Source organism: Glutamicibacter soli (assembly GCF_052322135.1).
GTDB lineage: Bacteria > Actinomycetota > Actinomycetes > Actinomycetales > Micrococcaceae > Glutamicibacter > Glutamicibacter soli.
Window position 1 is genome coordinate 2,253,657 of the sequence record NZ_CM125969.1, and the last position, 25,817, is coordinate 2,279,473.

Consider the following 25,817-nt stretch of genomic DNA (forward strand, 5'->3'; position numbering starts at 1 on the left):
AGGCTAGGTACGTGAGCGAACAAACATTGGACCAGAAGCAGCAAGGCCGCAAGGCCCCGGTGGTTCTCATCGCCGGGGCCACCTCGGCATCCGGCATCGCCTGCGCGAAAGCGCTGATGGAGGCGGGAGCCAAGGTGCTGGCCATCGGCAGCGATGCGGATCGGCTGGTGGAGCGCATGCCGCGCGGCGTGCTGCGCTACCAGTGCGATCTTGCCTACCACCCGGCGGTCGAGCACCTGCGCGACACCATCCACGGCCTGCACGGCCCGATCGACGTGCTGCTGCACCTGGTCGGCGGCTGGCGCGGCGGCAAGTCGATCGCCGGGCAGAGCGACGAGGACTGGGATTTCCTGCACGAGTCGGTCATGACCACGCTGCGCAACACGAGCCGCGTGTTCGTCGACGACCTGGTGGCCTCCGAGGCCGGCCGGCTGGCGATCGTCAGCTCCGAATCGGTGCTGAACCCGACCCCCTCCAACGCGAACTACGGCGCCGTCAAGGCCGCCGCGGAGCACTGGGTCAACGCCGTGGCCCGGCTGTTCACCAAGCAGGCTCCGCAGGCCGCGGCCTTCAGCTGGGTGGTCAAGGCGCTCAGCGACAAACCGGCCGACCAGGCGCCCGAGGGGCACACCCCGGTCGAATTCCTGGCCAAGGCCGCGGTGGACGCGCTGCGGACAGACGCCGCGAAGCTCAACGGCACCCGCGTCGCGCTGCCCAAGGCCGGCGCGAAGGCCACGCCCGCGGCGCCCGAGGCCTAGCCCGCGCACGCCTGCCCGCAACCGCTCCCGGCGGCGGGCAGGCGTCGTGCCGTCACCGGCGCGGAACACGGCCCACCGGCCGATGTGCCGCGCGCACCATTTTCCCCGGCCCACCGGCCGGCTCCGACCTGCAAAGGACCTCACCCATCATGACCTTCAGCCACGACACGGCACTGCGCGGATTCGCCTCGGACAACTACTCGGGCGTGCACCCGCGGATCCTGGCGGCCATCGAGCGCGCCAACGGCGGCCACCAGATCTCCTACGGCGAGGACCAGTACACCGAGCAGCTCGATGCGCTGGCGCGCGAATTGTTCGGCGAGCAGGCGGCGATCTTCCCTGTGTTCAACGGCACCGGCGCCAATGTCACCGCGCTGCAGTCGCTGCTGCCGCGCTGGGGTGCTGTCATCTGCGCCTCCAGCGCCCACATCAACGTGGACGAGAACGGCGCCCCGGAACGCGTGGGCGGCTTCAAGCTGCTGCAGGTGGACACCCCGGACGGCAAGCTGACCCCTGAATTGATCGACCAGCAGGCCTGGGGCTGGGGCGACGAGCACCGCGCGCAGCCGCTGGCCGTGTCGATCACCCAGGCCACCGAGCTGGGCACGCTGTACACCCCCGAAGAGCTCAAGGCGATCACCGCGCATGCCCACCAGCTGGGCATGAAGGTGCATTTGGACGGCTCGCGGCTGTCCAACGCCGCCGCCTCGCTGGGCGTCCAGCTGCGCGAGCTGACCACCGACGCCGGGGTGGACATCGTCTCGCTGGGCGGCACCAAGAACGGCATGCTGCTGGGCGAGGGCATCCTGACGCTGCGCAGCGAGCTGGCCGCCGACATGAAGTACCTGCGCAAGATGAACATGCAGCTGGGCAGCAAGATGCGCTTCATCTCCGCGCAGCTGATCGAGCTCTACGGCACCGGGCTGTGGCGCGAGCTGGCCGGGCATTCGAACGCCATGGCCGCGAAGCTGGCCGCCGCGGTGCAGCGCATCGACGGCGTGGAACTGGTCTACCCGACCCAGGCCAACGGCGTGTTCGCGCAGCTGCCCACATTGGTCAGCGACGAGCTGCGCCAGCACTTCCGCTTCTACGACTGGGACCGCGCCGCCGGGCAGGTGCGCTGGATGTGCTCCTTCGACACCACCGAGGCCGACGTGGACGCCTTCACCGCGAAGCTCGAAGAACTGATGGGCCAGTTCGCGACCGCCTAGCTTCGAACTCCAGTTGGCCGCGGGCCGACCGGCGCGCCGTACCGCACCAGCGGTGCGGCGCGTTTTAGACTCTGACTGTGACCAATGAACGCCCTGCCGCCGCCACCCCGCCGGCCTTCGCCAAGGCCTTGGACGAGTTGTCCCGCGCCACGGTGCGCAAAGAGCTTCAGTTCACCGAAATCCCGGCCCCCGGACGCCTCGCGCCCTTCGCCCTGGCCCTGAGCGGGGACGTGCTGGAGCACGCCGGCCCCAGCCACGGTCGCCTCGGCAAGGAATTGGGCCGCACCCCGTTCCTGCAGCCGGCCGAGCAGCTGGCCACCGGCCGCTTCATCCTGCTCTACGACCCTGCCGGGCAGCAGCTGTGGAACGGCAAGTTCCGCATCGTCACCTACATCCGCGCCCGGCTCGAGAACGACATGGGGCAGGACTCCATGCTCGCCTCGGTCGCCTGGAGCTGGCTGGAGGACGCGTTGTGCGAACGCGGCGCGGCCTATCATTCGGCCGGCGGCACCGCCACGCGCGTGATCTCCGAATCCTTCGGCAACATGGCCGGGGAGCAGGACCACATCGACATCGAGCTGCGCGCCTCCTGGTCCCCCGAATCCGAAGACCTGGGGGTGCACCTGAGCGCCTGGGCGGACATGGTCTGCACCTTCGCCGGGCTGCCTCCGCTGCCCGAGGGCGTGCAGCAGCTGCCGCGCCGCCGCCTGAGCTAGCGCCGAAGTTCCCCGCGCGGTCTTAGAATGGAATCACCATGAGCAATTCCCAGCCGACCGCACCGTTATCCGCCTCCGACGACTCGCAGCCTTCCGCGCCGCCGCTGATCCCGCTCACCGCGCCGCGCGATGGCGTGCCCGAAGTCATCGACACCCCGCCGGCGCTGCGCCGCGCGGTGCGCGCCCTGCGCGCGGGAACCGGAGACCTGGCGGTGGACACCGAACGCGCCAGCGGCTTCCGCTACGGCCAGCGCGCCTTCCTGATCCAGATCCGCCGCGAAGGCGCCGGCACCTGGTTGATCGATCCGGAAACCCTGGAGGACCTGTCCCCGCTGGTCGAGTTCGCCAACGAGCAGCCATGGATCCTGCACGCCGCCACCCAGGACCTGCCCTGCCTGAACGAGCTGGGCCTGGCCCCGGCCTCGCTGTTCGACACCGAGCTGGCCGGGCGCCTGGCCGGATTCCCGCGCGTCTCGCTGGGCACCATGGTTGCCGAGCTGCTGGGCCTGGCGCTGGCCAAGGAGCACTCCGCCGCCGACTGGTCCACGCGCCCGCTGCCCGAATCCTGGCTGACCTACGCGGCGCTGGACGTCGAGGTGCTCGAAGAGCTGCGCCAGGAGGTCACCGGCGTGCTCGAGGAGCAGGGCAAGCTGGAGTTCGCCCGGCAGGAATTCGCCTTCGAGCTGATTCCGCCGCAGGTCGCCGAGGTGGCCGAGCCGTGGCGCAAGCTCTCGGGCATCCACAAGATCAAGAGCAAACGCAACCTGGCAGTGGCCCGCGAGCTGTGGCTTTCGCGCGAATCGCTGGCCAAGAGCCGCGATGTCGCCCCGGGCAGGCTGCTGCCGGACCGCGCCATCATGGCGGCGATCGAGCACCGGGCCAACTCGGTGCCGGCGCTGCTGCAGATCCCCGGTTTCCACGGGCGCAGCGTGAAGCGCGACGCCCCGCGCTGGCTGGATGCGGTGCGGCGCGGCCGCAGCACCCGCGACCTGCCCGAGCTGCGCACTGATAAGACCGGGCTGCCCAACCCGCGCGCCTGGAGCGAGAAGAACCCGAAGGCCGCGGACCGGCTGGCCGCCGCCAAGCTGGTGGTGACCGAGGTCAGCGAGGCCTGGAACATCCCCGCCGAAAACCTGCTGACCCCCAAGTTCCTGCGCGAACTGTGCTGGACTCCCCCGGCGGTGCTCAGCGAGGGCTCCATCGACGAGGCCCTGAGCGCGCTGGGCGCCCGCCCGTGGCAGCGCGAGCTGCTGGCCGGCAAGCTGGCCGCCGCGATGAAGGCCTAGCCGAAATTCGGGTTCACCTTCGCCCGGCCTGTGAACCGCACCGTTGCATACCGCTGCCGCATGCAGCACCCTGCCGCCGAGCCCTCGGCGCGGGTGCCGCATGCGGCTTTTGCGTCCCCTGCGGCCCCGATGCCGGCCAGCCGGCGGGATCTCCACTTGCGCTAAAAGTTACTCATGAGTAACGTATGAGGCAGGTCACTGTGACGGTGGCCACTGCCGGGCCCCTCCGGCAGGCAGAACCTACCCCGCAAGGAGCCCGCCGGTGAGTGCCAACACCACGACCGAGCACGAGAACGCAAGCAGAATGCTCGATGACCGCGACGTCGTCTTCATCGACGGGGTCCGCACCCCGTTCGGCCGCGCCGGCGAGAAGGGCATCTACCACGGCACCCGCGCCGACGACCTGGCAGTGAAGGCCGTGCGCGGCCTGCTGGAGCGCAACCCGCAGGTGCCGGCCGAGAAGATCGACGAGGTCTCGCTGGCGGCCACCACGCAGACCGGCGACCAGGGCCTGACCATCGGGCGCACCGTGGCGCTGCTCTCCGGCATCCCGCAGTCGGTGCCCGGCTACGCGATCGACCGCATGTGCGCCGGCGCGATGACCGCGGTGACCTCCACGGCCGGCGGCATCGCCTTCGGTGCCTACGACCTGGTCATCGCCGGCGGCGTGGAGCACATGGGCAACCACCCGATGGGCGCCGGGGCCGATCCGAACCCGCGCTTCGTATCCGAGCGCATCGTCGACCCGCAGGCGCTGAACATGGGCAACACCGCGGAGAACCTGCACGACCGCTTCCCCGCGATCACCAAGGAACGCGCCGACCGCTACGCGGTGGCCTCGCAGGCCAAGCTCGCCGCCGCCTACCAGAACCAGCAGATCCAGCCTGACCTGGTCTCCGTGGCCGCCAAGCGCCCGGGCGAAGGCTGGGCGGTGCACCGCGTGGACGAGCCGCCGCGCCCGGGAACCACCATGGAATCGCTGAGCGAACTGCGCACCCCCTTCCGCGCCCACGGCCGGGTCACCGCCGGCAATGCGGCAGGCCTGAACGACGGCGCCACCGCCGCGCTGCTGGCCAGCGGCCAAGCCGTGCGCGAGCTGGGGCTGGCCCCGAAGATGCGCCTGGTCTCCTTCGCCTTCGCCGGCGTCGCGCCGGACGTGATGGGCTACGGCCCGGTCCCCGCCACCGAGAAGGCACTGGCCAAGGCCGGGCTGGAGATTCAGGACATCGGATTATTCGAGATCAACGAGGCCTTCGCCGTGCAGGTGCTCTCCTTCCTTGACTACTACGGCATCGACCAGGAGGACCCGCGGGTGAACCGCTACGGCGGCGCCATCGCCGTCGGCCACCCGCTGGCCTCCTCCGGGGTGCGGCTGATGACCCAGCTGGCCCGCCAGTTCTCCGAGGACCACTCGGTACGCTACGGGATCACCACCATGTGCATCGGCCTGGGCATGGGCGGCACCGTCATCTGGGAAAACCCGAACCACCCCGACTTCGGCAGCAAGGCCTAAAGGAGCAGAACCATGACCGCAGCAACTTCACAGAACTTCTCGGACGTCGCCGAGCTCATGCGCGACGAGACCGTCACCCACTCGCTGGTCTCCGACGTTCTGCTGCCCAGCGGCAAGGTGCTGGCCCTGCTGACCCTGGACAACGGGCTGGACCACCGCAAGCCGACCACGCTGGGCCCCAACGGGCTGATCGAGCTGCGCGCCGCGCTGGAAACCCAGGCCGAGCGCGCCAAGGCCGGGGCGATCCACGCGCTGGCCATCACCGGCAAGCCGCACTTCCTGATCGCCGGCGCGGATTTGTCCGCGGTCACCCGGCTGCGCTCCCCCGAGCAGGGCAGCGCCATGGCCTCCCTGGGCCACCACGCCTACGACCTGCTAGCCGACCTGGGTGTGCCGACCTTCGCCTTCGTCAACGGACTGGCCCTGGGCGGAGGCCTGGAGATTGCGCTGGCCTGCACCTACCGCACCGTCAGCACCGCCGCCGGCGCGCTGGGCCTGCCCGAGGCGTTCCTCGGGCTGATTCCGGGCTGGGCCGGCGTCTACCGCCTGCCGCGCCTGGTGGGCCCGGAGAACGCACTGAAGGTCATGATCGAGAACCCGCTGAACAACAACAAGACCCTCTCCGGGCCTGCCGCCTACAAGATGGGTGTAGCCGATGCCCTGTTCGAACCGGCGGACTTCATTGAGCATTCGGTCGCGTTCGTCGACGGCGTGCTCAACGGAGAGCTCGAGGTGCGACGCCCCAACGCGGTGGACCCGCGCCATCCCGAGGTGGCCCGCCGCTGGCTGGAGGCCGCGGATGCCGCGCAGGCGTTCGTCGACGCGAAGCTGCACGGCGCCGCCCCCGCCCCGTCCAAGGTGCTGGAGGTCTTCCGCCAGGGCCTGACCCTGACCCAGCCCGAATCGGCGCAGCTGGAAATCCAGGCGCTGACCGAGCTGATGGGCAGCAGGCAGTTCCAGAACACGGTCTACGCCTTCTTCGACCTGGTGCAGAAGCGCGGCAAGCGCCCGGCCGGAGCGCCCGACGCCAGGCTGGCCCGCCCGGTGACCAAGGTCGGCATCGTCGGGGCCGGGCTGATGGCCAGCCAACTGGCACTGCTGTTCGTGCGCCGGCTGAACGTGCCGGTGGTCATCACCGACCTTGACCAGTCGCGCATCGACAAGGGACTGGGCTACATCCACGGCGAGATCGACAAGCTGCATGCCAAGGACCGGATGAGCCAGGACGCGGTCAACCGCGCCAAGGCGCTGGTCTCCGGCTCGGTCTCCAAGGAGGGCTTCGCCGACGCGGACTTCGTCATCGAGGCGGTCTTCGAGGAGCTGGGCGTGAAGAAGCAGGTCTTCGCCGAGGTCGAGGCGGTCGTCTCCCCTGAGTGCGTGCTGGCCACCAATACCTCCTCGCTCTCGGTCACCGAGATGGGCCGGGACCTGATGCACCCCGAACGCCTGGTGGGCTTCCACTTCTTCAACCCGGTGGCCCTCATGCCGCTGCTGGAGATCGCCGCCACCGAATGGACCAGCGACACCGCGCTGTCCACCGCGTTCGTGCTGGGCAAGGCGCTGAGGAAAACCACCGTGCTCGCCCAGGATGCGGCGGCGTTTGTGGTCAACCGCGTGCTGCTGCGCCTGCTCAGCGAGGTCCAGGCGGCCTTTGACGAAGGCACCGACGCCAAGACCGCGGACAACGCCCTGTCCAGCATGGGCCTGCCGATGACCCCGTTCACCCTGCTGTCGATGGTCGGGCTGCCTGTGGCCCAGCATGTCACCGAATCCCTGCACGCCGCCTTCGGCGACCGTTTCGCGGTGTCGCAGAACCTGCAGAAGCTGATCGACGCGAAGGTCACCTCGCTGTGGGTCTCCGACGAGCAGGGCGGCCAGGTGCTGAACCCGGCAGCGGCGCAGGTCATCATGCAAGGAAGCAACCCGTCAAGTGCGGAGCAGATCCTGGCTCGGGTCCAGGACGCGCTGGCCCAGGAGATCGGCTTGCTGCTCTCCGAGGGTGTGGTGGCCGAAGCGGCCGACGTGGACCTGTGCATGATCACCGGCGCGGGCTGGCCGATGCACCTGGGCGGCATCACTCCGTACCTCGACCAGGTCGGCGCCTCCGAACGCGTCAACGGAGCAAAGTTCAACAACTGACCAGGCGCATCACTGCGGGGTCCTTGGCGGCGGCATGCGCCGGCCGAGGGCCCCGCCGTCGTGTTCTGCAACTGGAGGGAAGCGCTAGGCCCGCTCGTACTGCGCCAGCGCGACCCCGGATTCGAAGGCCTGCACGGAGGTGCTGCGCCAGGGCTGCGGCTGGTAGGAGCGGTCGCCGAACAGCCGGATGCCGCCGCCGAAGGTCACCGGGTTGATCTTCAGCGCCAGCTGGTCGATCTCCTCGGCCAGTGCGGCGGCCAGCGAGCCGCCGCCGCACAGCCAGATGTCCTTGCCGTCTTCCTTTTTCAGTTCGCGCACCAGCTGCACCGGATCCCGGTCCGTGAACAGCACGTCCTGGCTGCCTTCCGGGCCCTGCCGTCCGTGCGTGAACACGACCTGGCGAAGGTGGGCGTAGGGGCTGGCCAGATGCTGGTCGGGCATCCCGACCGCGTAGGTGTTCCATCCCATCAGCACGGTGTCGAAGGGCCCGTCCTGGATTGGGATACCCACGGCTTCGGCCAGGACGGTGGGCACGGTGCCGCGGAACTGCTCGCCGATGGCTTGCATGTGGTCCCCCTCGGCGAGGAACGCGTCGAATTCCCCTGCCGGTCCGGCGATGAATCCATCCAGGCTTACCGCCACGTAGTAGGTCAAGGTGCGCATGGGTTCTCCTCGGCTCGGGGTCCTTCTCCGCTGGCATTGGCGAATTCGCCCACTCTACAGAGATACGGCGTCCGGAAACAGGGTGTGGTGCGCCTTCTTGGCGACGTCACAGATAATTCTGCAACAATGAAGCCATGACTGACTTCGCCCGACCAGCCCGCCGCACGTTCATGTGCGCCTCCGCCGCGATCGGTTCGGCAGCCCTGCTAACCGCCTGCGGCAACGGAGAATCAGCGGTTGAAACCCCAGAGGCCAATTCCATCCCCGAACCGAGCGGCGAAGGCCAGGTGCTGATGCCGGTCTCGGACCTGCCGGTCGGCTCGCGCGCCTCGGCGCCGGCCACCTACCCGGACGGCAGCGCGACCGCGGTCATGGTGTTCCGCCCGGATGAGAAGACCGTGCTGGCCTACTCGAACAAGTGCACCCACCAGGGCTGCGCGCTGACGCCGAAGTCGCAGGACGAGAACTTCTACTGCGCCTGCCATGGCTCGAAGTTCGCCCCGAAGGACGGCACCGTGGTGGCCGGCCCGGCCAAGGCGGCGCTGCCGCGCTACGCCGCGGAAATCAAGGACAAGAACATCGTCGTCTACGTCACCGCCGACGCATAGATCCCTGCTGGTTTGCTGTCGCTTAAAGCGCCATGCGGCGGACTCCCCGATTCGGGGGTTCCGCCGCATGGTGTTTTAGGCTCCGTTTAGAACGGCGCGATCTTCTCCGGGGCCGGGAAGATCTCGTCCAGCTCCGCGCGCTCGGCCGGGGTCGGCACCCAGCTGACTGCCTCCGCGTTGGCCGTGATCTGCTCGGGACGGGTGGCTCCGGCGATCACCGAGGCGACCGGTTGCTGGGCCGCCAGCCAGGAGAAGGCCAGCTGGATCTCGGTGAGCCCGCGCGCTGCGGCGAAGTCGGCGAACTTCTGCAGCTGCTCGAAGTTGCTGGATTCCACCAGGTACTGCCGTGAATGCGTCAGGCGGCTTCCTTCGGGCGCGTGGCCCTTGGAGTACTTGCCGGTGAGCAGCCCGTTGGCCAGCGGGAAGTAGGGAAGCACGCCGAGCCCGAATTCCCTCGCAGCCGGAAGCACCTCCAGCTCTGCGCGGCGGTCGATGAGGTTGTAGTGGTTCTGGGCGGAGATGAAGCGTTCGGTGCCAAGCTCCCGGGCCACGTACTCGGCCTGCGCGATCTGCCAGCCGGACCGGTTTGAATGCCCGATGTAGCGGACCTTCCCGCTGGCCACCAGGTCGTCCAGCACCCGCAGGGTCTCCTCGATCGGGGTATTCGGATCCGGGGTGTGGAACTGGAACAGGTCGATGTAGTCGGTGCCCAGACGCTTCAGCGAGGCCTCGACCGCCTTGACGACATAGCGGCGCGATCCGCGCGCTGAGAAGTCTGGCCCATTGACCCCGCGCATGTCCATGCCGAATTTGGTGGCGAGGATGATGTCCCCGCGGGCGCTGCCCAGCGCGGCGCCCAGGCGGATTTCGGAAAGGCCCGGTTCACGCCCGTAGGTGTCGGCCACGTCGAACAGCGTGATTCCTGCCTCCAGCGCGGCATGGACGACCGCGTTGGTCCCCTCCTGGGACTCGGTGGCGGTACCGGTCCGCCCCAGGTTGTTGCAGCCCAGACCGACGACGGAAACACTCAGGCCGCTGCGGCCAAGTTGGCGGAATTCCATGGACACCTCTTCACTTCATAGTTGTGCTCCGCTTCACTGGAGCGTCGTATACCCATAGGCTATCTGCTAGGTCTCCGCGCCCCGGCATTCAGTCTCAATTCACTACAATGCATATTTATCCATTAGGATGGAAACATGTCTAAAGTTCTTACCAATCTCCCAGTAGGCGAGCGCGTCGGTATCGCGTTCTCCGGTGGCCTCGACACCTCCGTTGCCGTCGCCTGGATGCGCCACAACGGCGCCATCCCGTACACCTACACCGGCGATCTCGGCCAGTACGACGAGCCGGACATCGACGCCGTTCCGGGCCGCGCCCTGGAGTACGGCGCCGAGGCTTCGCGCCTGGTCGACTGCAAGCCGGGCCTGGTCGAAGAGGGATTCGCCGCCCTGGCCTGCGGCGCCTTCCACATCCGCTCGGGCGGAAAGTCGTACTTCAACACGACCCCGCTGGGCCGCGTGGTCACCGGCACCCTGCTGGTGCGCGCCATGCGCGAGGACGGCGTGGACGTCTGGGGCGATGGTTCGACCTACAAGGGCAACGACATCGAGCGCTTCTACCGCTACGGCCTGATGGCCAACCCGAAGCTGCGCATCTACAAGCCGTGGCTCGACCCGCAGTTCGTCGCTGAACTGGGCGGTCGCCAGGAGATGAGCGAGTGGATGGTCGCCCACGGCTTCCCCTACCGCGACTCGGCTGAGAAGGCCTACTCCACCGACGCCAACATCTGGGGCGCCACCCACGAGGCGAAGACCCTGGAGCTGCTGAACAGCTCGATCGAGAACGTCGAGCCGATCATGGGCGTGAAGTACTGGGACGAAAGCGTTGAGATCACCTCGGAAGATGTTTCCGTCACCTTCTCCGCCGGCCGCCCGGTCGCCATCAACGGCAAGGAATACGTCGACCCGGTAGCCCTGGTCAACGAGGCGAACATCATCGGCGGACGCCACGGCCTGGGCATGAGCGACCAGATCGAGAACCGCATCATCGAAGCCAAGTCCCGCGGCATCTACGAGGCTCCGGGCATGGCGCTGCTGTTCATCGCCTACGAGCGCCTGGTCAACGCGATCCACAACGAAGACACCGTGGCCAGCTACCACAACGAAGGCCGCCGCCTGGGCCGCCTGATGTACGAAGGCCGCTGGCTGGATCCGCAGGCCCTGATGCTGCGCGAGTCCCTGCAGCGCTGGGTCGGCTCGGCCATCACCGGCACCGTGACCATCCGCCTGCGCCGCGGCGACGACTACACCATCGTCGACACCACCGGCGAGAACCTGAGCTACCACCCGGACAAGCTGTCCATGGAGCGCGTGGGCGACGCCGCCTTCGGCCCGGTGGACCGCATCGGCCAGCTGACCATGCGCAACCTGGACATCGCCGATTCCCGCGGCCGCCTGGAGCAGTACGCTGCCATGGGCCTGGTCGGCGGCACCACCGCCAAGCTGGTGGGCTCGCTGGAGGCCGGCGGCGCCGACGCGATCGTCGACGCCTCCCCGGTGGACAGCGACGAGCTGGCTACCGACCGCGCCAACGAGCTGGCCGCCTTCGATTCAGGCACCGACTAGGCTCCGACGCCCCTGCGTTGAACGCTAAGAGCTCGGGCGGATGCTTCCTTGATTGGAAGCATCCGCCCGAGCTTTTTTGTTGCCTGGACCCCTGCGCGGCCTGCGCGCAGGGTTGCAGCGCGGCGGGGTTTAGGAGGTCAGCCCGTTGAGCGCCGCCAGGGACTGCAGGGCCATGATGAATCCGACCAGCGCGAGGAACCTGAGGGTGCCGTGCAAGGCCGCCCCGAGCCGGGTGTCCTTCGCCGGGAGCGTGACCGCTTCGTCCGCCAGCCAGGTGACCAGCGTGATCACGGTGCCGATCAACGCGATCTGCTCCTCGGGAAGCGACATCGTCTTGGCCAGCGCGAGCCCCGCGGAAAAGCCGACCAGCACCTGGGCGGCCGGCCACAGCATCGCTTTCAGGGTGCGGCGGGGCTTGGCCCGCTCGACGGCCACAGCTAGGCTTCGATCAGCTGCAGCAGCGGGCTTACCGCGATGGTGAAGCCGACCAGCGAGACGATGCGCAGCACCAGCCGGATGCGGGCGCCTGAGTTGGTGTTGGGTTCCGGAAGGCGGAATCCCTGCTCGACGATCCAGGCGGCGATCACCACGATCACGCCGGCCAGCGCCAGCTGCGCGTGGTCGACGCCGGAGAACAGCGAGGTGATGCCGATGCCGATGATGACGCCCACGCAGGCCTGGAACACCAGATGCAGCGGCACCCGGGTGGCCCCCAGGTGGGTTGGCTTGCGCTTGGCGCCGGCGTTGTCGTCCCGGTCTTCTTGAGGAATCATGAGTCCCTACTTCTGCTTGTCGTTGTGCGCGCCGTCGCCGGGCGCGAAATCTTGAAGTGTCCGGCACAGCAGCACTCCGGCTCCCCCGGTGATGTGGACCGTGCCGAATCCGGCGGCCCGCGCCCCGAGGGTGAATCCCAGCGAACGCTGCAGCGCCAGCGAGGCGGTGTTCCGCGCATTCACCACGCACCAGGCGGCATCCGCCCGCTGCGCCACCCAGCTCAGCCTGGCCAGGCCCAAGGCCGTGGCCACTCCGCGGCGCTGCCAGCCGGGGTCGATCTCGACCCCGCCCAGGTGGTAGCCCGCCGGGGCCACCGGGTCCTGCGGATCCCACCACTGCGCCTTGGCCCAGCCGACCAGGCGCCCGTCCTCGGACATGGCGGCCAGCAGGCACCCGCCGGGAGCGAAGCGCTCCGGGGCGCTGGTGCGGCCCAGGCTGCGCGACAGCTCGCGCACGGCGCGGTAGTCCTGCGGAACCAGTGGCCGGATGCCCACCATGGATGCGCGCCGCGGAGCCTAGTCGAGGCTGAACGGCTTGGGCGGCATCGGGTAGGCCATGCGCGCCTGATCCAGGCCGTCGTACGGGGCGGTGGCGATGACCATCTTGGTGAAGTCCAGCTTGGCTTCGCGGATGCAGACCTTGATGGCGTTGACCGCGAGCTTCGGGGCTGGCGAGAGGATGCGGATGTTCAGCTTGCGGTTGCCGAAGTCGCTGGATTCCACGGTGCCCAGGCCACGCCAGGCCAGGTGACCGGCCAGCGCCTCGGTGGCCTTGTTCTGCAGGTACTTGTCGCGCGCGGTGCCCTCGGCAGTCTTCAGCGCGTACTGCACGATGACCCAGGACTGCTCCTGGTCGGAGAGCTCCTTGTAGCCCTCGGCGGCGCAGGCCTCGGCGAAACCGGCGAACAGCTCGTCGGCGCGGTCGGCGGTGACGTCCTGCACCTCGCTGGTCTGCGACATGTGGCCCACCGGACCGTGGTTGACCACGAACTGGCCCAGCTCTTCGTCCTCGAACTGCTGGAACCACGCTTCGCGGAACTGCAGTTCGTTCTTCTCGTTCATCCGGTAGGTGCGAATGATCGCCATCGGTCTCCCCCAGGGGTTGGTTTCTCGGTGTTTTGTCTCAAAGTGCGTGGTGTTGCCGGCTCAGCCGACGTGCTGCACGCTGCGGGCCCGGACCAGCCAGCGCCGCCGGTGCTCGGCGTTGAATGGCGCCGCGTCAGCGCGGACCGCATCGAGCAGCACCTTGCTTTCGGCGCGGATCGAGCGCTGCAGGGCCTCGGGATAGCCCATGCTCAGGCGGTGCTGGTCGAACTCGTCCTCGTCGTCCAGGAAGGTGCCGCGGCTGTGCGAGCGGATCACGTCGAGGTCCAGGTCGATGGAGTTCACTTCCCAGGCCCCGCGCTTCATCCGCCGCCAGCCGATGCTGCCGGCCAGGTCGATGTAGATGTCGAAGTCCTCGTCCGGATCGTCGTACAGCGTGGCGATCCACTGGCCTTCGGAGGGGAACAGGCACAGCGCGTCGCAGGCGGCCAGGTGCGCGGTTCCCGGGCGGGAGACCAGCGATCCGGCCGGCTGGTGCACCCAGTGGCCGTACTCGTCGGAGCCGAGGTAGAAGCCGGGCACCACCCAGTGCGGGCTGGCGTCGTACTTCCAGGCGCGGGCCACCACCAGCGCGCCGGCGGCGACGCTCGCAGGGTTGCGGGGCAGCCCTTCGGGGCAGCCGGGCTGGGCGCTCACAGCTTGGGGATCTGTCCGGTGGGCAGGTCCTGGCCGGGCAGCGGCCGGGCGAAGGGGACCTTGGTGCCCAGCACCTGGGCCAGCGTGTCCCGGGCAACCTGCTGGGCGGTCAGGCCGACGCGCTCCAGCACCTCGGCACGGGTGCCGTGGGCCAGGAACTTGGTTGGCAGGCCCACCTCGTTCAGCGCGGTGTCCACCCCCGCGGCGCGCATCTCGGTGCGCAGGCGCGAACCGACGCCGCCGGCGCGCACCCCGTCCTCGATGCAGACCACGATGCGGTGGCGGGCGGCCAGCGAAATCACGGAGGACGGCATGGGCAGCACCCAGCGGGGGTCGACCACCGTCACCGAGACGCCCTGGCTGTTCAGCCGCTGGGCCACGTCCAGGGACAGCTCGCTCATCGCTCCGACGGAGACGATCAGCACGTCCGGCGCGGCGCGGTCGCCCAGCCGGGCCAGCACGTCCACGCCGTCGGGCAGCCGGTCGATGGACTCGACCTCTTCGCCCACGGAGCCCTTGGAGAAGCGCACCACGCTCGGGGCGTCGTTGATGTCCATGGCTTCGCGCAGTTCCTCGCGCAGGCGGGTGGCGTCGCGCGGGGCCGCCAGGTGCAGGTTCGGGATGATCTGGGTCAGCGCCATGTCCCACATGCCATGGTGGCTGGCGCCGTCCGGGCCGGTCACGCCGGCGCGGTCAAGCACGATGGTGACCCCTGCCTTGTGCAGCGCGACGTCCATCAGCAGCTGGTCGAAGGCGCGGTTCAGGAAGGTTGCGTAGACGCACACCACCGGGTGCAGGCCGCCGAAGGCCAGGCCGGCCGCGGTGGTCATCGCATGCTGCTCGGCGATGCCCACGTCCAGCACGCGGTCCGGGTGGGCATCGGACATCTTCTTCAGGCCCACCGGCAGCAGCATGGCGCCGGTGATCGCCACAACGTCCTCGCGCTCGTCGGCGATCTTGGCGATCTCGTCGCCGAAGACGCTGGTCCAGCTCTGCGCGCTGGGCTTGGCGACCGGGGCGCCGGTGGCAGGGTCGATGACGCCCACCGCGTGGAACTGGTCGGCCTCGTCGGCCAGGGCCGGCGCGTAGCCGTGGCCCTTCTCGGTCAGCGCGTGCACCAGCACGGGACCGCCGTACTGCTTGGCCTGCTGGAGCGCTTCCTCCACGGCGGCGAGATTGTGGCCGTCGATCGGGCCGATGTACTTCAGGCCAAGGTCCTCGAAGAGCCCCTGCGGGGCCCACCAGTCCTTGATGCCCTTCTTGGTGGCATGCAGCGACTTGTAGGTGAAGCTGCCGACCGGGCCGGAATCCTTCAGCCGGCCCTTGAGCTTGTCCATGGCGGACTCGTAGGCGGGGTGGGTGCGGAACTTGTCCAGCTGCTGGCGCAGTCCCGCGAGCTGGTCGGCCAGGCCGCCGATGGTTGGGGCGTAGGAGCGGCCGTTATCGTTGACCACGATCACCGCCTTGCGTTCCTTGTCAGCGGCGATGTTGTTCACCGCTTCCCAGACCATGCCGCCGGTCAGCGCGCCGTCGCCCACCAGGCCCACGGCATAGCTTTCGGTGCGGCCGGTCAGCTTATTGGCCCGGGAGATGCCGTCGATCCAGGACAGCGAGGACGAGGCGTGGGAGGACTCGACGATGTCGTGCTCGGATTCGCCGCGGTCGGGGTAGCCTGACAGGCCGCCCTGCTGGCGCAGCGTTTCGAAGTTCTGGCGCCCGGTGAGCAGCTTGTGCACGTAGGACTGGTGGCCGGTGTCGAACACGATGGAATCGGTCGGCGAATCGAACACGCGGTGCATGGCGATGGTCAGTTCCACCACGCCGAGGTTCGGCCCCAGGTGGCCGCCGGTGCGGGCGACGTTGTCGATGAGGAAGGCGCGGATCTCCTGCGCAAGTTGGGTGAGCTGATCCAGGGTAAGCGCCCGCAGGTCGCTTGGTTTTTTAATGGTCTCGAGTAAAGACACAGTCATCCCCTTCACATTTCTGCCCATGCGGGCACCGCAAGTCCGTGCGAAACAACTAGTCTATCGCGCACTTGACTGCTCCCATTATCCGCCACCTTTTGGGCTGGAACCAATTTTTCGATGATGATGTTGGCTACGCCCAGCTTGGCCGCGGTCGCGACGACGGAAAAGAAACTAGAAGCTGTCGAATTTCCCTCTTTCCACCCTCGCGCCGCGTAGGTAAAATGAGCCTAATTCTGGACACGGGGCTTTCCACCTCGCGAATCTGCTAAGTCTTCCCAGGAGGGGGACATGGGGGAAATTCGTGCCGGCCAAGTGCCGACGGAATATGTAGATGCAGTTGTGGTCGGTTCGGGGTTCGGCGGTTCGGTGGCAACCTACCGCCTGGCCGACGCCGGCAAGCAAGTGGTCCTGATGGAACGCGGCCGGTCATACGGGCCCGGCGATTTCGCCCGCTCTCCGTCGGAGCTGTCCACCGCCTTCTGGGATCCCAGCGAAAAACTCTACGGACTGTTCGACGCGTGGACCTTGCGGGGCCTGGAGGGGCTGGTCTCCAGCGGCCTGGGCGGCGGCTCGCTGATCTACGCCAACGTGCTGCTGCGCAAGGACGAAAAGTGGTTCGTCAACGAATCCCCGCTGCCCGGCGGCGGGTACGAATCCTGGCCCATCGGATACCGCGATCTCGAACAGCACTACCAGCGCGTCGAGGACATGATCGGGGTGGACCGCTACCCCTACCAGGACACCGCCAAAACCAACGCCTTCGAGCAGGCCGCCCAGGCCGGCGGCCACACGGTGTTCCGTCCCCCGCTGGCGGTGAGCTTCTCCACCGATGCGGACTCCCCCGCCCAGCCGGGCCGGATGCTGCCCTTGGCGGACTACGGCAACCTCCACGGCAAGCCGCGCACCACCTGCACGCTGTGCGGCGAATGCGATCTGGGCTGCAACTCGGGCGCCAAGAACACCCTTGACCACAACTACCTCTCAGCTGCGGCGGCCACCGGCAACGCCGACATCCGCACGCTGCACGAGGTGCGCGGCTTCTCCCGCGCGTCGGACGGCAGCTGGCTGGTGCGCTACGTGATCCACGACCCTCAGCACCCCTCCTCAACCGGCGACCTTCCCGAACGGCTGATCCGCTGCGCCAAGCTGCTGCTGGCCGCCGGCACCTTCGGCACCAGCTACCTGCTGCTGCGCAACCGGATGACCTTGCCCGGGATCAGCCCGGCGCTGGGCACCCGCTTCAGCAGCAACGGAGACCTGCTCGGACTGCTGTTCAATGCCAGCGAGCAGGTCGAAGGGCGCACCGTGCCGCGCCAGCTGTACGGGAACCGCGGACCGGTCATCACCAGCACCGTGCGCGTCGCGGACGCGCTGGACGGCAACGGCGCCACCGGCCGCGGCTACTACCTGCAGGACGCCGGCTATCCGGCGTTCTTCAACTGGCTCATGGAACTCTCGCAGTTCCGCGAGGCTCTGCCCCGGGCCGGCAAGGTGGCCGCCAAGATCATCGAGAACCGGCTGTTCCAGCGAAATCGCAGCAGCATATCTGCCGATCTGGCCATGGCGCTGGGCCCTGGACGCTTTTCCAGCACGGCGCTGCCCCTGCTGGGCATGGGCCGGGACGTGCCCGACGGGCGCATGTACCTGCGCGAGGGCCGGCTGGCAGCCGACTGGACGCTGTCCACCTCGCAGGAGTTCTTCGAATCCGTGCGCGGTGCCATGCGCGGCATCGGCGACCAACTGGGTGCTGCTTTCAACGACAACCCGCTGTGGAAGGCCCAGCGTGTGGTCACGGTGCATCCGCTGGGCGGGGCGCCGATCGGCGCCAATGACCAGGTCGGCGTCTGCGACCCGTGGTCGGAGGTGTACGGCCAGCCGGGCCTGTACGTGGTGGACGGCGCCGCCATGCCCGGCCCGGTCGGCCCGAATCCGTCGCTGACCATCGCCGCGATGGCGGACCGGGCCTGCGAGCACCTGCTCGAGCAGTCGTGGGCCTCCCCCGTTGTCGCGGCCGGATCTTCCCTAGCCGGTGCGGCGCCGGAGGGCGGACCTGTTGACGCGCATACCGCGCAGGACCCGGCCGCCCCGGTCGAGCCACTGAATCCCCGGGCCACCTCGGTGGCGTTCACCGAAACCATGCGCGGGCATTTCACGCTGGGCGTGGGCGAGCCGGCCTCGGGCCTGGCACAGGCCTCGCTGCGCCACGAACGCATGATGTTCACCCTGACCATCACGGCCAAGGACATCGACCGCTTCACCGCCGATCCGCGCCACCCGGCGAGCGCCGAGGGCTTCCTCGACGCGGATGTGCTCGGCGGGCACTGCCCGGTGCTACGCGGCTGGTTCAACCTGTTCGTGCCGGATGAACAGGAACGCCGGCTGATGCTCTACCGCCTGCATGTCCAGTCCCCGGGCGGGCGGCAGCTGACCCTGGTGGGTTTCAAGGACATCCATGACGGGCCGGGCGTGGACCTCTGGCCGGATACCACAACCCTGTTCGTGCAGCTGCTGGAAGGCCACGTCTTCCCGCCGGCACCGGAACACCCTGCGGCCTCCGGGCTGCTGGCGGCCGAGGACCCGGCGGTGCTGGGATCCGGCATCCTGTATATCGAGCCGCTGGACTTCGCGCGCCAGCTCACGACCTTCAGGGCGCAGGGGCCGCGCAAGGTCCAGGCGCTGTCGGCCTTTGGCGGGCTGTTCCTGGGGTCGCTGTACCGCAGCTACCTTGCGCCGCGCCGTGTCCGGAAGAACGATCATGAACCAGCATGAGTTGGAGCAGTTCGAGCATGAACTGGGGTTCCGCCCGCGGCCGGCGGCGCGCTGGCTGTCCCCGCCCGAGCTGGTGCGCACCGGAATCAAGGCGCTGGCCGCCCAGGTCTTCCTGGGGTTCATGGACAACCGGGAGATGCAGAGCATTTTCCCGCAACGGGCCATGGACCTGGCCGAATTCCCGCCGCAGGAGCAGGGCCGCTGGATCGACTTCATCGCGGATCTCGGCGATGGTTTCGACGCGACCTACACCATGGCCTGGGCGCTGGCCCAGCCCGAGCTGCAGGTCCAGGCCGCGCAGCCCGGCCAGCCGCCGGTAAGGCTGCCCAAGTCGCAGCTGCTGGTCATGGGCGGGGACGAGGTCTACCCGGCGGCCTCCGAACGCGCCTACGAGGACCGGCTGGTGCGACCCTACCGTGCCGCTTCGCTTCCGGGGCCGGCGGCCGCGCTGCTGGCCCTGCCCGGGAACCACGACTGGTACGACGGGCTGACGGCCTTCGAACGCATCTTCTGCCAGCAGGCGAAGATCGGCGGGTGGCAGACCCTGCAGTCCCGTGGCTACTTCGCCGCGCGGCTGACCAACCTGGAAGCCAACACGGTGCAGAAGACCTGGTGGCTGGTCGCGCTGGACAGCGAGCTGGGCAGCTACATCGACCGGCCGCAGCTGCAGTACTTCGAGGCGGAGGTGACGCGGCACCTGAAGCCGGGCGATGCGATCATCCTGTGCGCCTCCTCCCCCACTTGGGAGGCCACCGGCACGTTGCCGGACGGCGACCCGAACGCGAACAACGCGTTGCGCTACTTCGAGAACCACTACCTGCTGCAGTGCACGGACCCGGCGACCGGGGAATCGACGCCTACCGGGGCGCAGATCCGGGTGCGGCTGAGCGGGGACAAGCACCACTACGCACGCTACGCCCAGCTGCACGAGCAGGCCGGACCCGAGGACCCGCGCCGCGAGCAGCTGCTGACCTGCGGCCTGGGTGGCGCCTTCCTTTCGGGTGCCCGGCACCTGTCGCCCGAGCTGCTGTTGCCGCCCACCGGTTCGCGGGAGATGGTGAATCCGGCTGAGCGCCAGCGGTATGCGCTGGCCGAGACCGTGTTCCCGACCCCGACGCAGGAGCGGGCGCTGCACTGGCAGCTGGCCAACCCGTTCAGCGCGTTTTTCCTGCCTTGGCGCAACCCCTGGTTCAGTACCGGGCTGGGCGTGGTGCACCTGGCCTGCTTCATGTTCTTGTGCACCGTCTTCTCCGGAATCACCGGCGACTCGTATCCCGAGGCGCTGGGTTCGGGCGACTGGGTCCACGCCGTGGGCATCGTGGTGTTCCTGTTCGTGGTGCCGCTGCTGATCGCCCTGCTGCTGTGGCTGGCGCGCAATGCCCGGGGGCTGTTCCAGGACGGGTCTGAGGCCTCCGGGAAATCCAATCCGATGGTGCAGCCGCTGCTGATCGTGGGCCTGCAGCTGTTGTTGGCCTCGGCCATTTTCACCGGGCTCATCGCCCTGCCCTGGCAGCGGAACTGGAGCGCAGGGTGGATCACCGTGCTGCTGGCGGCGGTCTACGCCACGGTGCTGGGCGCCGCCGTAGGCACGATGGTCTTCGCCCTGCACCTGGTGTTCGCCCCGCCCGGGGCTGTGGGCAGGTTGAAAATGACGGCGCTGGCCTACGAGGACGGCAAGGGCTTCTTGCGGATGCACCTGCGCGACGACGGCACCTTGGTGATCTACCCGGTGATTGCCGATACCGTCGTCCACGACTGGGATACCGGACCCAGCACCCAGAACCAGATGCGCCCGGTGCCCGCCGACGGGCTGCCGCCGCTGCGGCTACTGGAAAACCCGATCACCGTGAGCATCAACGGCTTCAGCACCCCGGGAGGTGTCCAATGACCACCATGCAGACAACCCGCGCCGATCATGCGACCGAGGTGGTGCAGTTCCGCGCCGACGACGGGCTGCCGCTGACACTGGTGCATGTCGCCTCGCGGCGCCGCCCGGACGCCCCGCGCGGGCCGGTGCTGCTGGTGCACGGGGCCGGGGTGCGCGCCGAGCTGTTCCGCCCGCCGATCGCGCGCACCCTGGTGGACGCCCTGCTGGATGAGGGCTGGGACGTGTGGATGCTGAACTGGCGTGCGTCTATCGACCTGCCGCCGGTGGCCTGGACGCTGGACGACGCGGCGGTGTTCGACCATCCTGCGGCGGTGCGCGAGGTGCTGGCGCGCACCGGGGCGGATTCGCTGGCCGCGTTCGTGCACTGCCAGGGCTCGACCTCCTTCACCATGGCCGCGGTGGCAGGGCTGCTGCCGCAGGTGCGCACCATCGTCTCCAACGCCTGTTCGCTGTTCGTGGATGTCCCGTGGGTATCCCGGCAGAAAATCACCCACCTGCTGCCGCTGCTGGGCGGGTTCACCCCGATGCTCTCCCCGCGCTGGGGCTACAAGTCCCAGGGCTACTTCTCGCGCATCGTGCGTTCGGGGGTGAAGCTGACCCACCACGAATGCGACAACACCGTGTGCCGGCTGGTGTCCTTCACCTACGGGGCGGGGCATCCGGCCCTGTGGTCCCACGCGAACCTGGACGATGCCACGCACCGCTGGATCATCGGGGAGTTCGCCGGCGCCCCGCTGTCTTTCTTCCGCCAGATGGCCGGGTGCGTGAAGGCCGGATACCTGGTGCCCACCGGGCAGCACAGCCAGCTTCCCGACTCGCTGGTGGACGGGCCGCCGCGCACCGAGGCACGGTTCTCCTTTATCGCCGGGGCGGACAACCGGTGCTTCCTGCCACAGGGGCAACGGCGCACCTACGAATTCTTCGACTATTACGCCCCCGGGGAGCATTCGCTGCACGTGATTCCCGGCTACGGACATCTGGATCTTATTTTCGGCAGGGATGCCTGGCGCGACAGCTATCCCTTGATCCTTCAGGAGCTTGCATCATGAATCTGCTACCCCCGCTGCGCTCGGCGCTGCGCCTGCTGCCCTCGGCACTGCCGGCTCGGCAGCGGCAACTGTCCGGGCAGAAGGCCACCGTGGACGGCATCAGCTACCTGCTGCCGGTCAATTCCGAACCCTCGCCGGTGCTGATGACCGCGTTTCCCATTGACGCCCGTGCCGCCGCGAAGCTGATCCCGGGCGAAGAGCTGCATCCGTTCAGGCTGCCAGGCGGACGCTCGCTGCTGGTGGTCACCGTGATCAACTACCTTGCCACGGACATCGGCGCCTACATCGAATACTCGCTGGCGCTGGCTGTCACCCGTGGCATGCGCCCGGCACCGCCGCTGCTGCCCATGCTGTTCCAGAAAACCCTGAACCTGGGGCAGTACGTGGTGGATTTGCCGGTGAGCACTGAAATTTCGGTCAAGGGCGGCAAGGGGATCTGGGGCATGCCGAAGCACCAGGCCAGCTTGGACTTCAAGGTGACGGATCGGACGGTGTCCAGCGCCTATGAGCTGGACGGGGTGAAGGGCGCGCTGGTGGAGATCGAGCGCCCGGCGCCCACCGCGCTGCCGATCAAGGTCGGCGCGGTGAACTACTGCTCGTTCCGCGGCATGCTCTACAAGTCGAGCATCTACTTCCAGGGCACCGCCGACGTGTCGATCGGCCGGCAGGCCAAAGCTCGGCTGGAGTTCGGCGACCTGCCGCAGGTGGCAGGACTGGCGGGACTGGATTTCGACCCGCAGCCGGTGTTCACCCTGTATATTCCCGATTCCCACGGGGTGCTCGATGACCACTACGAGGCGTGGTTCCAGTACGGCCGGGACCGCGCCCCCTACGGCGGGGACGGCATGGATTCGGTGGTCGGGCTGGGGTTGGGCGAAGAATGGCCCGATCCGCCGCGGCGGGGCGAAAGCCGTGTCCAATGAGTACTGCCCTGGCTTGGACCGCACTGATTTCGGCACTGGTGACGGTCTTCGGCGCATCGTTGTATCTCGGATTCATGACGGTGGCGCAGTTCTTCCTGCGCCCGGTATTCCTCGGCTTGCGGCTCGATGAGCTGTCAACGGTCTTCGCCGTGCCCATCACTGCAATCACCCGCTTTCTGGGGATCATGTTCCTTCCCTTGTTGGTCGCCCCGCTGATCCAAATATGGCTGGGACGCACCCACGTGTGGACGCTGGTATTCTCTATCGCCGCCGCCGCGTCGTACATTTTCCTGGCCTTGTGGTACGCACTGTCCATGCGTCCGGTTAACCAGCAGCTGCTCACTGGAGCGGTGTCCGAAGAGCCGGAGTTGCGTGCCAAGATGCACCAGTGGGTCTCGCGCAACTGGGCGAGATTCTATGCAGCACTGATTTACTGGGCGGCCGCGGTCGGCTATCTGCTGGCAGGCCATGAACTGTGGGAGGCACTGCCATGAAATGCACACACGTCGAATCCGGCCCCGCGTCCATGCTGGCTCGCGCGGCACTGGGGATCGGAGCGGTGACAGTGGTGTCCGGCGCAAGCCAGGCAGCAGCTCCGGGACTCGTGCTGAAGCTCGTGGGAGCCGAGAATTCGCCGGCGACCCGCCAGCTGTTCGGCACGGTCGGCATGTTCATGACGATCACCGGCGGGCTGTTGACCCACTCGATGCTCTGCCGCCAGTCGATGCGCCTGGCGCTGTTCTGGTCGGTGCTGCAGAAGGCCGGCGCGGTCGGCGCGGTCGCGATCGGGGTGCGCCGCGGCGTGTTCGCCCGCCGGGCGCTGGCCGTCGCGGCCTTCGACTTGCTCTCGGCCGCGGTGCTGGCCGCCGGCCTGGGCGCGAAGATGCTCCCGAAGCATGAACGGACGCAGCAGTGAAACGCTCGCTGGTGCTCGCCGGCGGAGGCATGCGCGTCGCCTGGCAGGCTGGCGTGCTCAAGGCCCTGGAAGAAGCGGGCCTGGAATTCACCCACGTGGACGGGACCTCCGGCGGAATCCTGAACACCGCCATGATGCTCTCCGGCCAGGATGCAGACCAGATGATGAAGCACTGGACCTCGGTGAAGGTCTCCCAGTTCTCCTCGCCGCTGCCGCTGCGCGACTACCTGCGGGGGCCATGGAACCTGCCGGCGCTTTCCGGCCCCGAAGCCATGGTGACGAAGCTCTTCCCCTCCATGGGGGTGGATGTGGACGCCATCCGGAAAAGCAAAATTCCCGGGACGTTCAACATCGCGAACTTCACCGAGAAGCGCAGCATCGCGGTCTCATCCAAAGACGTGGACCCGCAGCTGCTGGCGGCGGGCATGAGCTTGCCGATTTTCACCGCGCCGCTGCATCGCGACGGGGCCACCTGGACCGATGCGGCGTGGATCCGGGATGCGAATATCACCGCTGCGCTGGATCATGGCGCCAGGGAAATCTGGCTGCTCTGGTGCGTGGGCAACTCCCCGTACTGGGGCAACGGCCCGCTGGAACAGTACGTGCACATGATCGAGATGAGCGCCACCGGCGGATTGCTCGCTGATTTCGAGCAGGCCAAGGCCGCCGGACGTGAATTCGTCCTGCATGTCATCAAACCGGAGCATCCGCTGCCGCTGGACCCGGTCTTCTATCTGGGGCGGATCAGCGCGTCCACGCTGATGTCCATGGGCTACCGGGACGCGGTCGCCTATCTTGAGCGGTCTCGGCCGGAAGGGGTTCGGGCCGATTACCGATGCACCGCCATGACCGATGGGCCGGTTGGCGTCAGCTGGAGCGAGCGCCTTTCCGGGCATGGGTTCGGGCTGAACTTGACCGTGTGGCTGCCGCTGGATGATGCGGTACCCGGAGCAGTCACCGGTTTCCTCGCCAAGCGGCGCGTGAAACATTTGGTTCCGTTGGCCGACGGCAGCATCGTGCGCACCGCCAGCAGCTGGGAGTACCGGGCGCGGGCCCGGATCGATGGCGACTGGGTGCCAGTGGCCATCCGCCGCGAAGTTCCTGCCGGGGAATCGATCTTCGACCAGCTCCCCCGGGCCGAGGCCGACATCGGCACCCAGCACCCGAACCTGCGGATGGGATTGCGCGGACGGATCCGCATGCTCATCTCGTTGGAGCCCTTCGGTGCCCACGGACTTCGACAGCGCATCTTCGCCGCCAGGGACGTCTTGAAGATGCTGCGCACCGCACGTTCCGGCTAGGGCTGCCGCCGCAGCGGAAGTTCGGAGAGAGACCTGAACCAGTCCAGGGTCGTCAGCACCCGGCGAGCTGCAAGGCCCGGCCGAACATACGATGGCCCTGGGCTTCGAAGTCCTCGGCGCCGAGGCGGTAGGCATAGATGACCGTGCCGATGGCTTCATGCAGGCATTCGATCGGCCAGCTGCGTGCCTGCCGCGGGTCTCCGCCGTAACCCTGCAGGAAGGCCGATTCAAGTTCGGGATGCCCCAGCCATTGCTGGTTGGCCAGCCGCACCAGGTCCGTGGACGGTGCACGGTAGTCGAAACGGCCGAAATCGATGACCTTCAATTTTCCGTGGTCGCTTAACCAGTTGCGCGGCTGCCAGTCTCCGTGGGTTGGTACCAGCCGGACCGTCCGTGGCTGATAGGCCCGCAGGACCTCGTACGCCCGGCGCTCGTTCTCCGGATCGATCCGGTGCTCTTGGCTGAGCCGATTAAGGCTCATCGCCAGCAGCTTGGATTCATATGCTGAGTCAAGATGCCCCTCGCCCTGATGCAGGGTTCGCAGGGCGTCTCCAGCCTGCCGGTGGAATTCCGGGTCCAGTTCCCGTGCGGTGTGCTCGCTGAGGCCTCCGGGAAGATATTCAAGGATCATGAGCCTGGCCGAGGAATCGGCGAAAAGCAGCGCAGCGCCGTACCCCGACTCGACCAATGCCGCCGTCGGCCCTTGGTGAGCTGCAAGTTCACGCTCGAAATGGTGGTTCGAAGATCCGGCGCTTTTCAGGATGTAGTCGCTACCCGCCGTGCGCAGGTGCAGGACCAGGGTATCGGTTTCGTGCCAGGAAAGGTCGGTGGCCATGGTGCAGCCCGGAAGCCAGCGTTCGACAGCATCGAGTTGCGCGGGATCAAGGAATTGATCAAGAAGGAGTTTTCGAGTCGTCATTTCGCGCATCGCTGTTTTCATCATGGCAGGGCTGGTTGGCGGTCCGGGTGGATC

General features: G+C 68.0%; 24 protein-coding genes. 15 read left to right on the top strand and 9 right to left on the bottom strand.

The window, feature by feature from the left end; translation table 11 throughout:
• The first annotated feature begins 11 nt into the window (after nt 1-11).
• The 6 genes from ACTX90_RS10710 to ACTX90_RS10735 all read left to right on the top strand — a co-directional run bounded on the left by ACTX90_RS10710 (nt 12) and on the right by ACTX90_RS10735 (nt 7,623).
• Entirely contained in the window at nt 12-758 is a 747-nt protein-coding gene (locus tag ACTX90_RS10710; protein ID WP_082344788.1) for an SDR family NAD(P)-dependent oxidoreductase, read from the top strand.
• 149 nt (nt 759-907) lie between these two features.
• Nucleotides 908-1,969: a threonine aldolase family protein gene (locus ACTX90_RS10715; RefSeq protein ID WP_047119420.1), complete on the top strand. Its 1,062-nt coding sequence runs from the start codon at nt 908-910 to the stop codon at nt 1,967-1,969.
• Nucleotides 1,970-2,046: 77 nt separating this feature from the next.
• The gene (locus ACTX90_RS10720) at nt 2,047-2,685 is read left to right on the top strand and encodes a DUF3000 domain-containing protein (protein ID WP_047119421.1); all 639 of its coding nucleotides are present in this window, start codon (nt 2,047-2,049) and stop codon (nt 2,683-2,685) included.
• Between the two features lie 38 nt (nt 2,686-2,723).
• The gene (locus ACTX90_RS10725) at nt 2,724-3,971 is read left to right on the top strand and encodes an HRDC domain-containing protein (RefSeq protein WP_047119422.1); all 1,248 of its coding nucleotides are present in this window, start codon (nt 2,724-2,726) and stop codon (nt 3,969-3,971) included.
• A 304-nt stretch (nt 3,972-4,275) separates the two neighbouring features.
• Nucleotides 4,276-5,484, top strand: a complete 1,209-nt coding sequence (locus ACTX90_RS10730) for a thiolase family protein (protein ID WP_047120778.1) — start codon at nt 4,276-4,278, stop codon at nt 5,482-5,484.
• Between the two features lie 12 nt (nt 5,485-5,496).
• The gene (locus tag ACTX90_RS10735; protein WP_443442065.1) at nt 5,497-7,623 is read left to right on the top strand and encodes a 3-hydroxyacyl-CoA dehydrogenase NAD-binding domain-containing protein; all 2,127 of its coding nucleotides are present in this window, start codon (nt 5,497-5,499) and stop codon (nt 7,621-7,623) included.
• Between the two features lie 84 nt (nt 7,624-7,707).
• Here ACTX90_RS10735 and ACTX90_RS10740 read toward each other — a convergent pair whose 3' ends face one another.
• Nucleotides 7,708-8,286, bottom strand: a complete 579-nt coding sequence (locus ACTX90_RS10740) for a dihydrofolate reductase family protein (protein ID WP_047119424.1) — start codon at nt 8,284-8,286, stop codon at nt 7,708-7,710.
• A gap of 134 nt (nt 8,287-8,420) precedes the next feature.
• Here ACTX90_RS10740 and ACTX90_RS10745 point away from each other — a divergent pair, with 134 nt between their 5' ends.
• Nucleotides 8,421-8,894, top strand: coding sequence for a Rieske (2Fe-2S) protein (locus tag ACTX90_RS10745; RefSeq protein ID WP_053798350.1), 474 nt, complete (start codon nt 8,421-8,423; stop codon nt 8,892-8,894).
• Nucleotides 8,895-8,980: 86 nt separating this feature from the next.
• Here the strand turns inward: ACTX90_RS10745 and ACTX90_RS10750 are convergent, their stop codons facing one another.
• On the bottom strand, nt 8,981-9,955 hold the full coding sequence (locus ACTX90_RS10750; RefSeq protein ID WP_047119426.1) for an aldo/keto reductase: 975 nt from the start codon (nt 9,953-9,955) through the stop codon (nt 8,981-8,983).
• 135 nt (nt 9,956-10,090) lie between these two features.
• Here ACTX90_RS10750 and argG point away from each other — a divergent pair, with 135 nt between their 5' ends.
• Nucleotides 10,091-11,518 carry an argininosuccinate synthase gene (argG, locus tag ACTX90_RS10755; protein WP_443442066.1) on the top strand — a complete coding sequence of 476 codons (1,428 nt, stop codon included), beginning with the start codon at nt 10,091-10,093 and terminating at the stop codon, nt 11,516-11,518.
• A gap of 129 nt (nt 11,519-11,647) precedes the next feature.
• Here argG and ACTX90_RS10760 read toward each other — a convergent pair whose 3' ends face one another.
• The 6 genes from ACTX90_RS10760 to dxs are packed head-to-tail and all read right to left on the bottom strand — an operon-like array spanning nt 11,648 to nt 15,995.
• Nucleotides 11,648-11,911 (bottom strand): hypothetical protein, encoded by a 264-nt coding sequence (locus tag ACTX90_RS10760; RefSeq protein ID WP_146955824.1) that lies wholly within the window; start codon nt 11,909-11,911, stop codon nt 11,648-11,650.
• 44 nt (nt 11,912-11,955) lie between these two features.
• Nucleotides 11,956-12,291, bottom strand: a complete 336-nt coding sequence (locus ACTX90_RS10765; RefSeq protein ID WP_424573017.1) for a hypothetical protein — start codon at nt 12,289-12,291, stop codon at nt 11,956-11,958.
• Between the two features lie 6 nt (nt 12,292-12,297).
• Entirely contained in the window at nt 12,298-12,789 is a 492-nt protein-coding gene (locus tag ACTX90_RS10770) for a GNAT family N-acetyltransferase (RefSeq protein WP_443442067.1), read from the bottom strand.
• A gap of 18 nt (nt 12,790-12,807) precedes the next feature.
• Nucleotides 12,808-13,377, bottom strand: coding sequence for a hypothetical protein (locus tag ACTX90_RS10775; RefSeq protein WP_047119431.1), 570 nt, complete (start codon nt 13,375-13,377; stop codon nt 12,808-12,810).
• A 60-nt stretch (nt 13,378-13,437) separates the two neighbouring features.
• Nucleotides 13,438-14,031: a DUF402 domain-containing protein gene (locus ACTX90_RS10780; RefSeq protein ID WP_443442068.1), complete on the bottom strand. Its 594-nt coding sequence runs from the start codon at nt 14,029-14,031 to the stop codon at nt 13,438-13,440.
• Nucleotides 14,028-15,995 carry a 1-deoxy-D-xylulose-5-phosphate synthase gene (dxs, locus tag ACTX90_RS10785; RefSeq protein ID WP_053799427.1) on the bottom strand — a complete coding sequence of 656 codons (1,968 nt, stop codon included), beginning with the start codon at nt 15,993-15,995 and terminating at the stop codon, nt 14,028-14,030. The genes ACTX90_RS10780 and dxs overlap by 4 nt, the downstream gene beginning before the upstream one ends.
• Before the next feature lie 291 nt (nt 15,996-16,286).
• Here dxs and ACTX90_RS10790 point away from each other — a divergent pair, with 291 nt between their 5' ends.
• The 7 genes from ACTX90_RS10790 to ACTX90_RS10820 are packed head-to-tail and all read left to right on the top strand — an operon-like array spanning nt 16,287 to nt 24,844.
• Nucleotides 16,287-18,767, top strand: a complete 2,481-nt coding sequence (locus tag ACTX90_RS10790) for a GMC oxidoreductase (RefSeq protein ID WP_120989260.1) — start codon at nt 16,287-16,289, stop codon at nt 18,765-18,767.
• On the top strand, nt 18,754-20,655 hold the full coding sequence (locus tag ACTX90_RS10795) for a hypothetical protein (protein ID WP_146955826.1): 1,902 nt from the start codon (nt 18,754-18,756) through the stop codon (nt 20,653-20,655). The genes ACTX90_RS10790 and ACTX90_RS10795 overlap by 14 nt, the downstream gene beginning before the upstream one ends.
• Nucleotides 20,652-21,704, top strand: a complete 1,053-nt coding sequence (locus ACTX90_RS10800; protein WP_244910783.1) for an alpha/beta hydrolase — start codon at nt 20,652-20,654, stop codon at nt 21,702-21,704. Before ACTX90_RS10795 ends, ACTX90_RS10800 begins: the two co-directional genes overlap by 4 nt.
• Nucleotides 21,701-22,627 (top strand): acetoacetate decarboxylase family protein, encoded by a 927-nt coding sequence (locus ACTX90_RS10805; RefSeq protein ID WP_161446993.1) that lies wholly within the window; start codon nt 21,701-21,703, stop codon nt 22,625-22,627. The genes ACTX90_RS10800 and ACTX90_RS10805 overlap by 4 nt, the downstream gene beginning before the upstream one ends.
• Nucleotides 22,624-23,121, top strand: coding sequence for a hypothetical protein (locus ACTX90_RS10810; RefSeq protein WP_053798359.1), 498 nt, complete (start codon nt 22,624-22,626; stop codon nt 23,119-23,121). Before ACTX90_RS10805 ends, ACTX90_RS10810 begins: the two co-directional genes overlap by 4 nt.
• Complete coding sequence (locus ACTX90_RS10815; RefSeq protein WP_161446992.1) at nt 23,118-23,543, top strand: hypothetical protein; 426 nt, start codon at nt 23,118-23,120, stop codon at nt 23,541-23,543. Before ACTX90_RS10810 ends, ACTX90_RS10815 begins: the two co-directional genes overlap by 4 nt.
• Entirely contained in the window at nt 23,540-24,844 is a 1,305-nt protein-coding gene (locus ACTX90_RS10820) for a patatin-like phospholipase family protein (RefSeq protein WP_443442069.1), read from the top strand. Before ACTX90_RS10815 ends, ACTX90_RS10820 begins: the two co-directional genes overlap by 4 nt.
• 52 nt (nt 24,845-24,896) lie before the next feature.
• Here ACTX90_RS10820 and ACTX90_RS10825 read toward each other — a convergent pair whose 3' ends face one another.
• Entirely contained in the window at nt 24,897-25,787 is an 891-nt protein-coding gene (locus tag ACTX90_RS10825) for an aminoglycoside phosphotransferase family protein (RefSeq protein ID WP_443442070.1), read from the bottom strand.
• Between the last annotated feature and the right edge of the window lie 30 nt (nt 25,788-25,817).

What these genes read in the sequence shown, in the direction of transcription:
- ACTX90_RS10765 (WP_424573017.1), bottom strand. Translation starts at nt 12,291, where the DNA reads ATGATTCCTCAAGAAGACCGGGACGACAACGCCGGCGCCAAGCGCAAG.
- ACTX90_RS10770 (WP_443442067.1), bottom strand. Translation starts at nt 12,789, where the DNA reads ATGGTGGGCATCCGGCCACTGGTTCCGCAGGACTACCGCGCCGTGCGC.
- ACTX90_RS10725 (WP_047119422.1), top strand. Translation starts at nt 2,724, where the DNA reads ATGAGCAATTCCCAGCCGACCGCACCGTTATCCGCCTCCGACGACTCG.
- ACTX90_RS10800 (WP_244910783.1), top strand. Translation starts at nt 20,652, where the DNA reads ATGACCACCATGCAGACAACCCGCGCCGATCATGCGACCGAGGTGGTG.
- ACTX90_RS10815 (WP_161446992.1), top strand. Translation starts at nt 23,118, where the DNA reads ATGAAATGCACACACGTCGAATCCGGCCCCGCGTCCATGCTGGCTCGC.
- ACTX90_RS10730 (WP_047120778.1), top strand. Translation starts at nt 4,276, where the DNA reads ATGCTCGATGACCGCGACGTCGTCTTCATCGACGGGGTCCGCACCCCG.
- ACTX90_RS10775 (WP_047119431.1), bottom strand. Translation starts at nt 13,377, where the DNA reads ATGGCGATCATTCGCACCTACCGGATGAACGAGAAGAACGAACTGCAG.
- ACTX90_RS10810 (WP_053798359.1), top strand. Translation starts at nt 22,624, where the DNA reads ATGAGTACTGCCCTGGCTTGGACCGCACTGATTTCGGCACTGGTGACG.
- ACTX90_RS10715 (WP_047119420.1), top strand. Translation starts at nt 908, where the DNA reads ATGACCTTCAGCCACGACACGGCACTGCGCGGATTCGCCTCGGACAAC.
- ACTX90_RS10825 (WP_443442070.1), bottom strand. Translation starts at nt 25,787, where the DNA reads ATGATGAAAACAGCGATGCGCGAAATGACGACTCGAAAACTCCTTCTT.
- ACTX90_RS10790 (WP_120989260.1), top strand. Translation starts at nt 16,287, where the DNA reads ATGGGGGAAATTCGTGCCGGCCAAGTGCCGACGGAATATGTAGATGCA.
- ACTX90_RS10795 (WP_146955826.1), top strand. Translation starts at nt 18,754, where the DNA reads ATGAACCAGCATGAGTTGGAGCAGTTCGAGCATGAACTGGGGTTCCGC.
- ACTX90_RS10750 (WP_047119426.1), bottom strand. Translation starts at nt 9,955, where the DNA reads ATGGAATTCCGCCAACTTGGCCGCAGCGGCCTGAGTGTTTCCGTCGTC.
- ACTX90_RS10740 (WP_047119424.1), bottom strand. Translation starts at nt 8,286, where the DNA reads ATGCGCACCTTGACCTACTACGTGGCGGTAAGCCTGGATGGATTCATC.
- argG (WP_443442066.1), top strand. Translation starts at nt 10,091, where the DNA reads ATGTCTAAAGTTCTTACCAATCTCCCAGTAGGCGAGCGCGTCGGTATC.
- ACTX90_RS10805 (WP_161446993.1), top strand. Translation starts at nt 21,701, where the DNA reads ATGAATCTGCTACCCCCGCTGCGCTCGGCGCTGCGCCTGCTGCCCTCG.
- ACTX90_RS10735 (WP_443442065.1), top strand. Translation starts at nt 5,497, where the DNA reads ATGACCGCAGCAACTTCACAGAACTTCTCGGACGTCGCCGAGCTCATG.
- ACTX90_RS10745 (WP_053798350.1), top strand. Translation starts at nt 8,421, where the DNA reads ATGACTGACTTCGCCCGACCAGCCCGCCGCACGTTCATGTGCGCCTCC.
- ACTX90_RS10760 (WP_146955824.1), bottom strand. Translation starts at nt 11,911, where the DNA reads ATGCTGTGGCCGGCCGCCCAGGTGCTGGTCGGCTTTTCCGCGGGGCTC.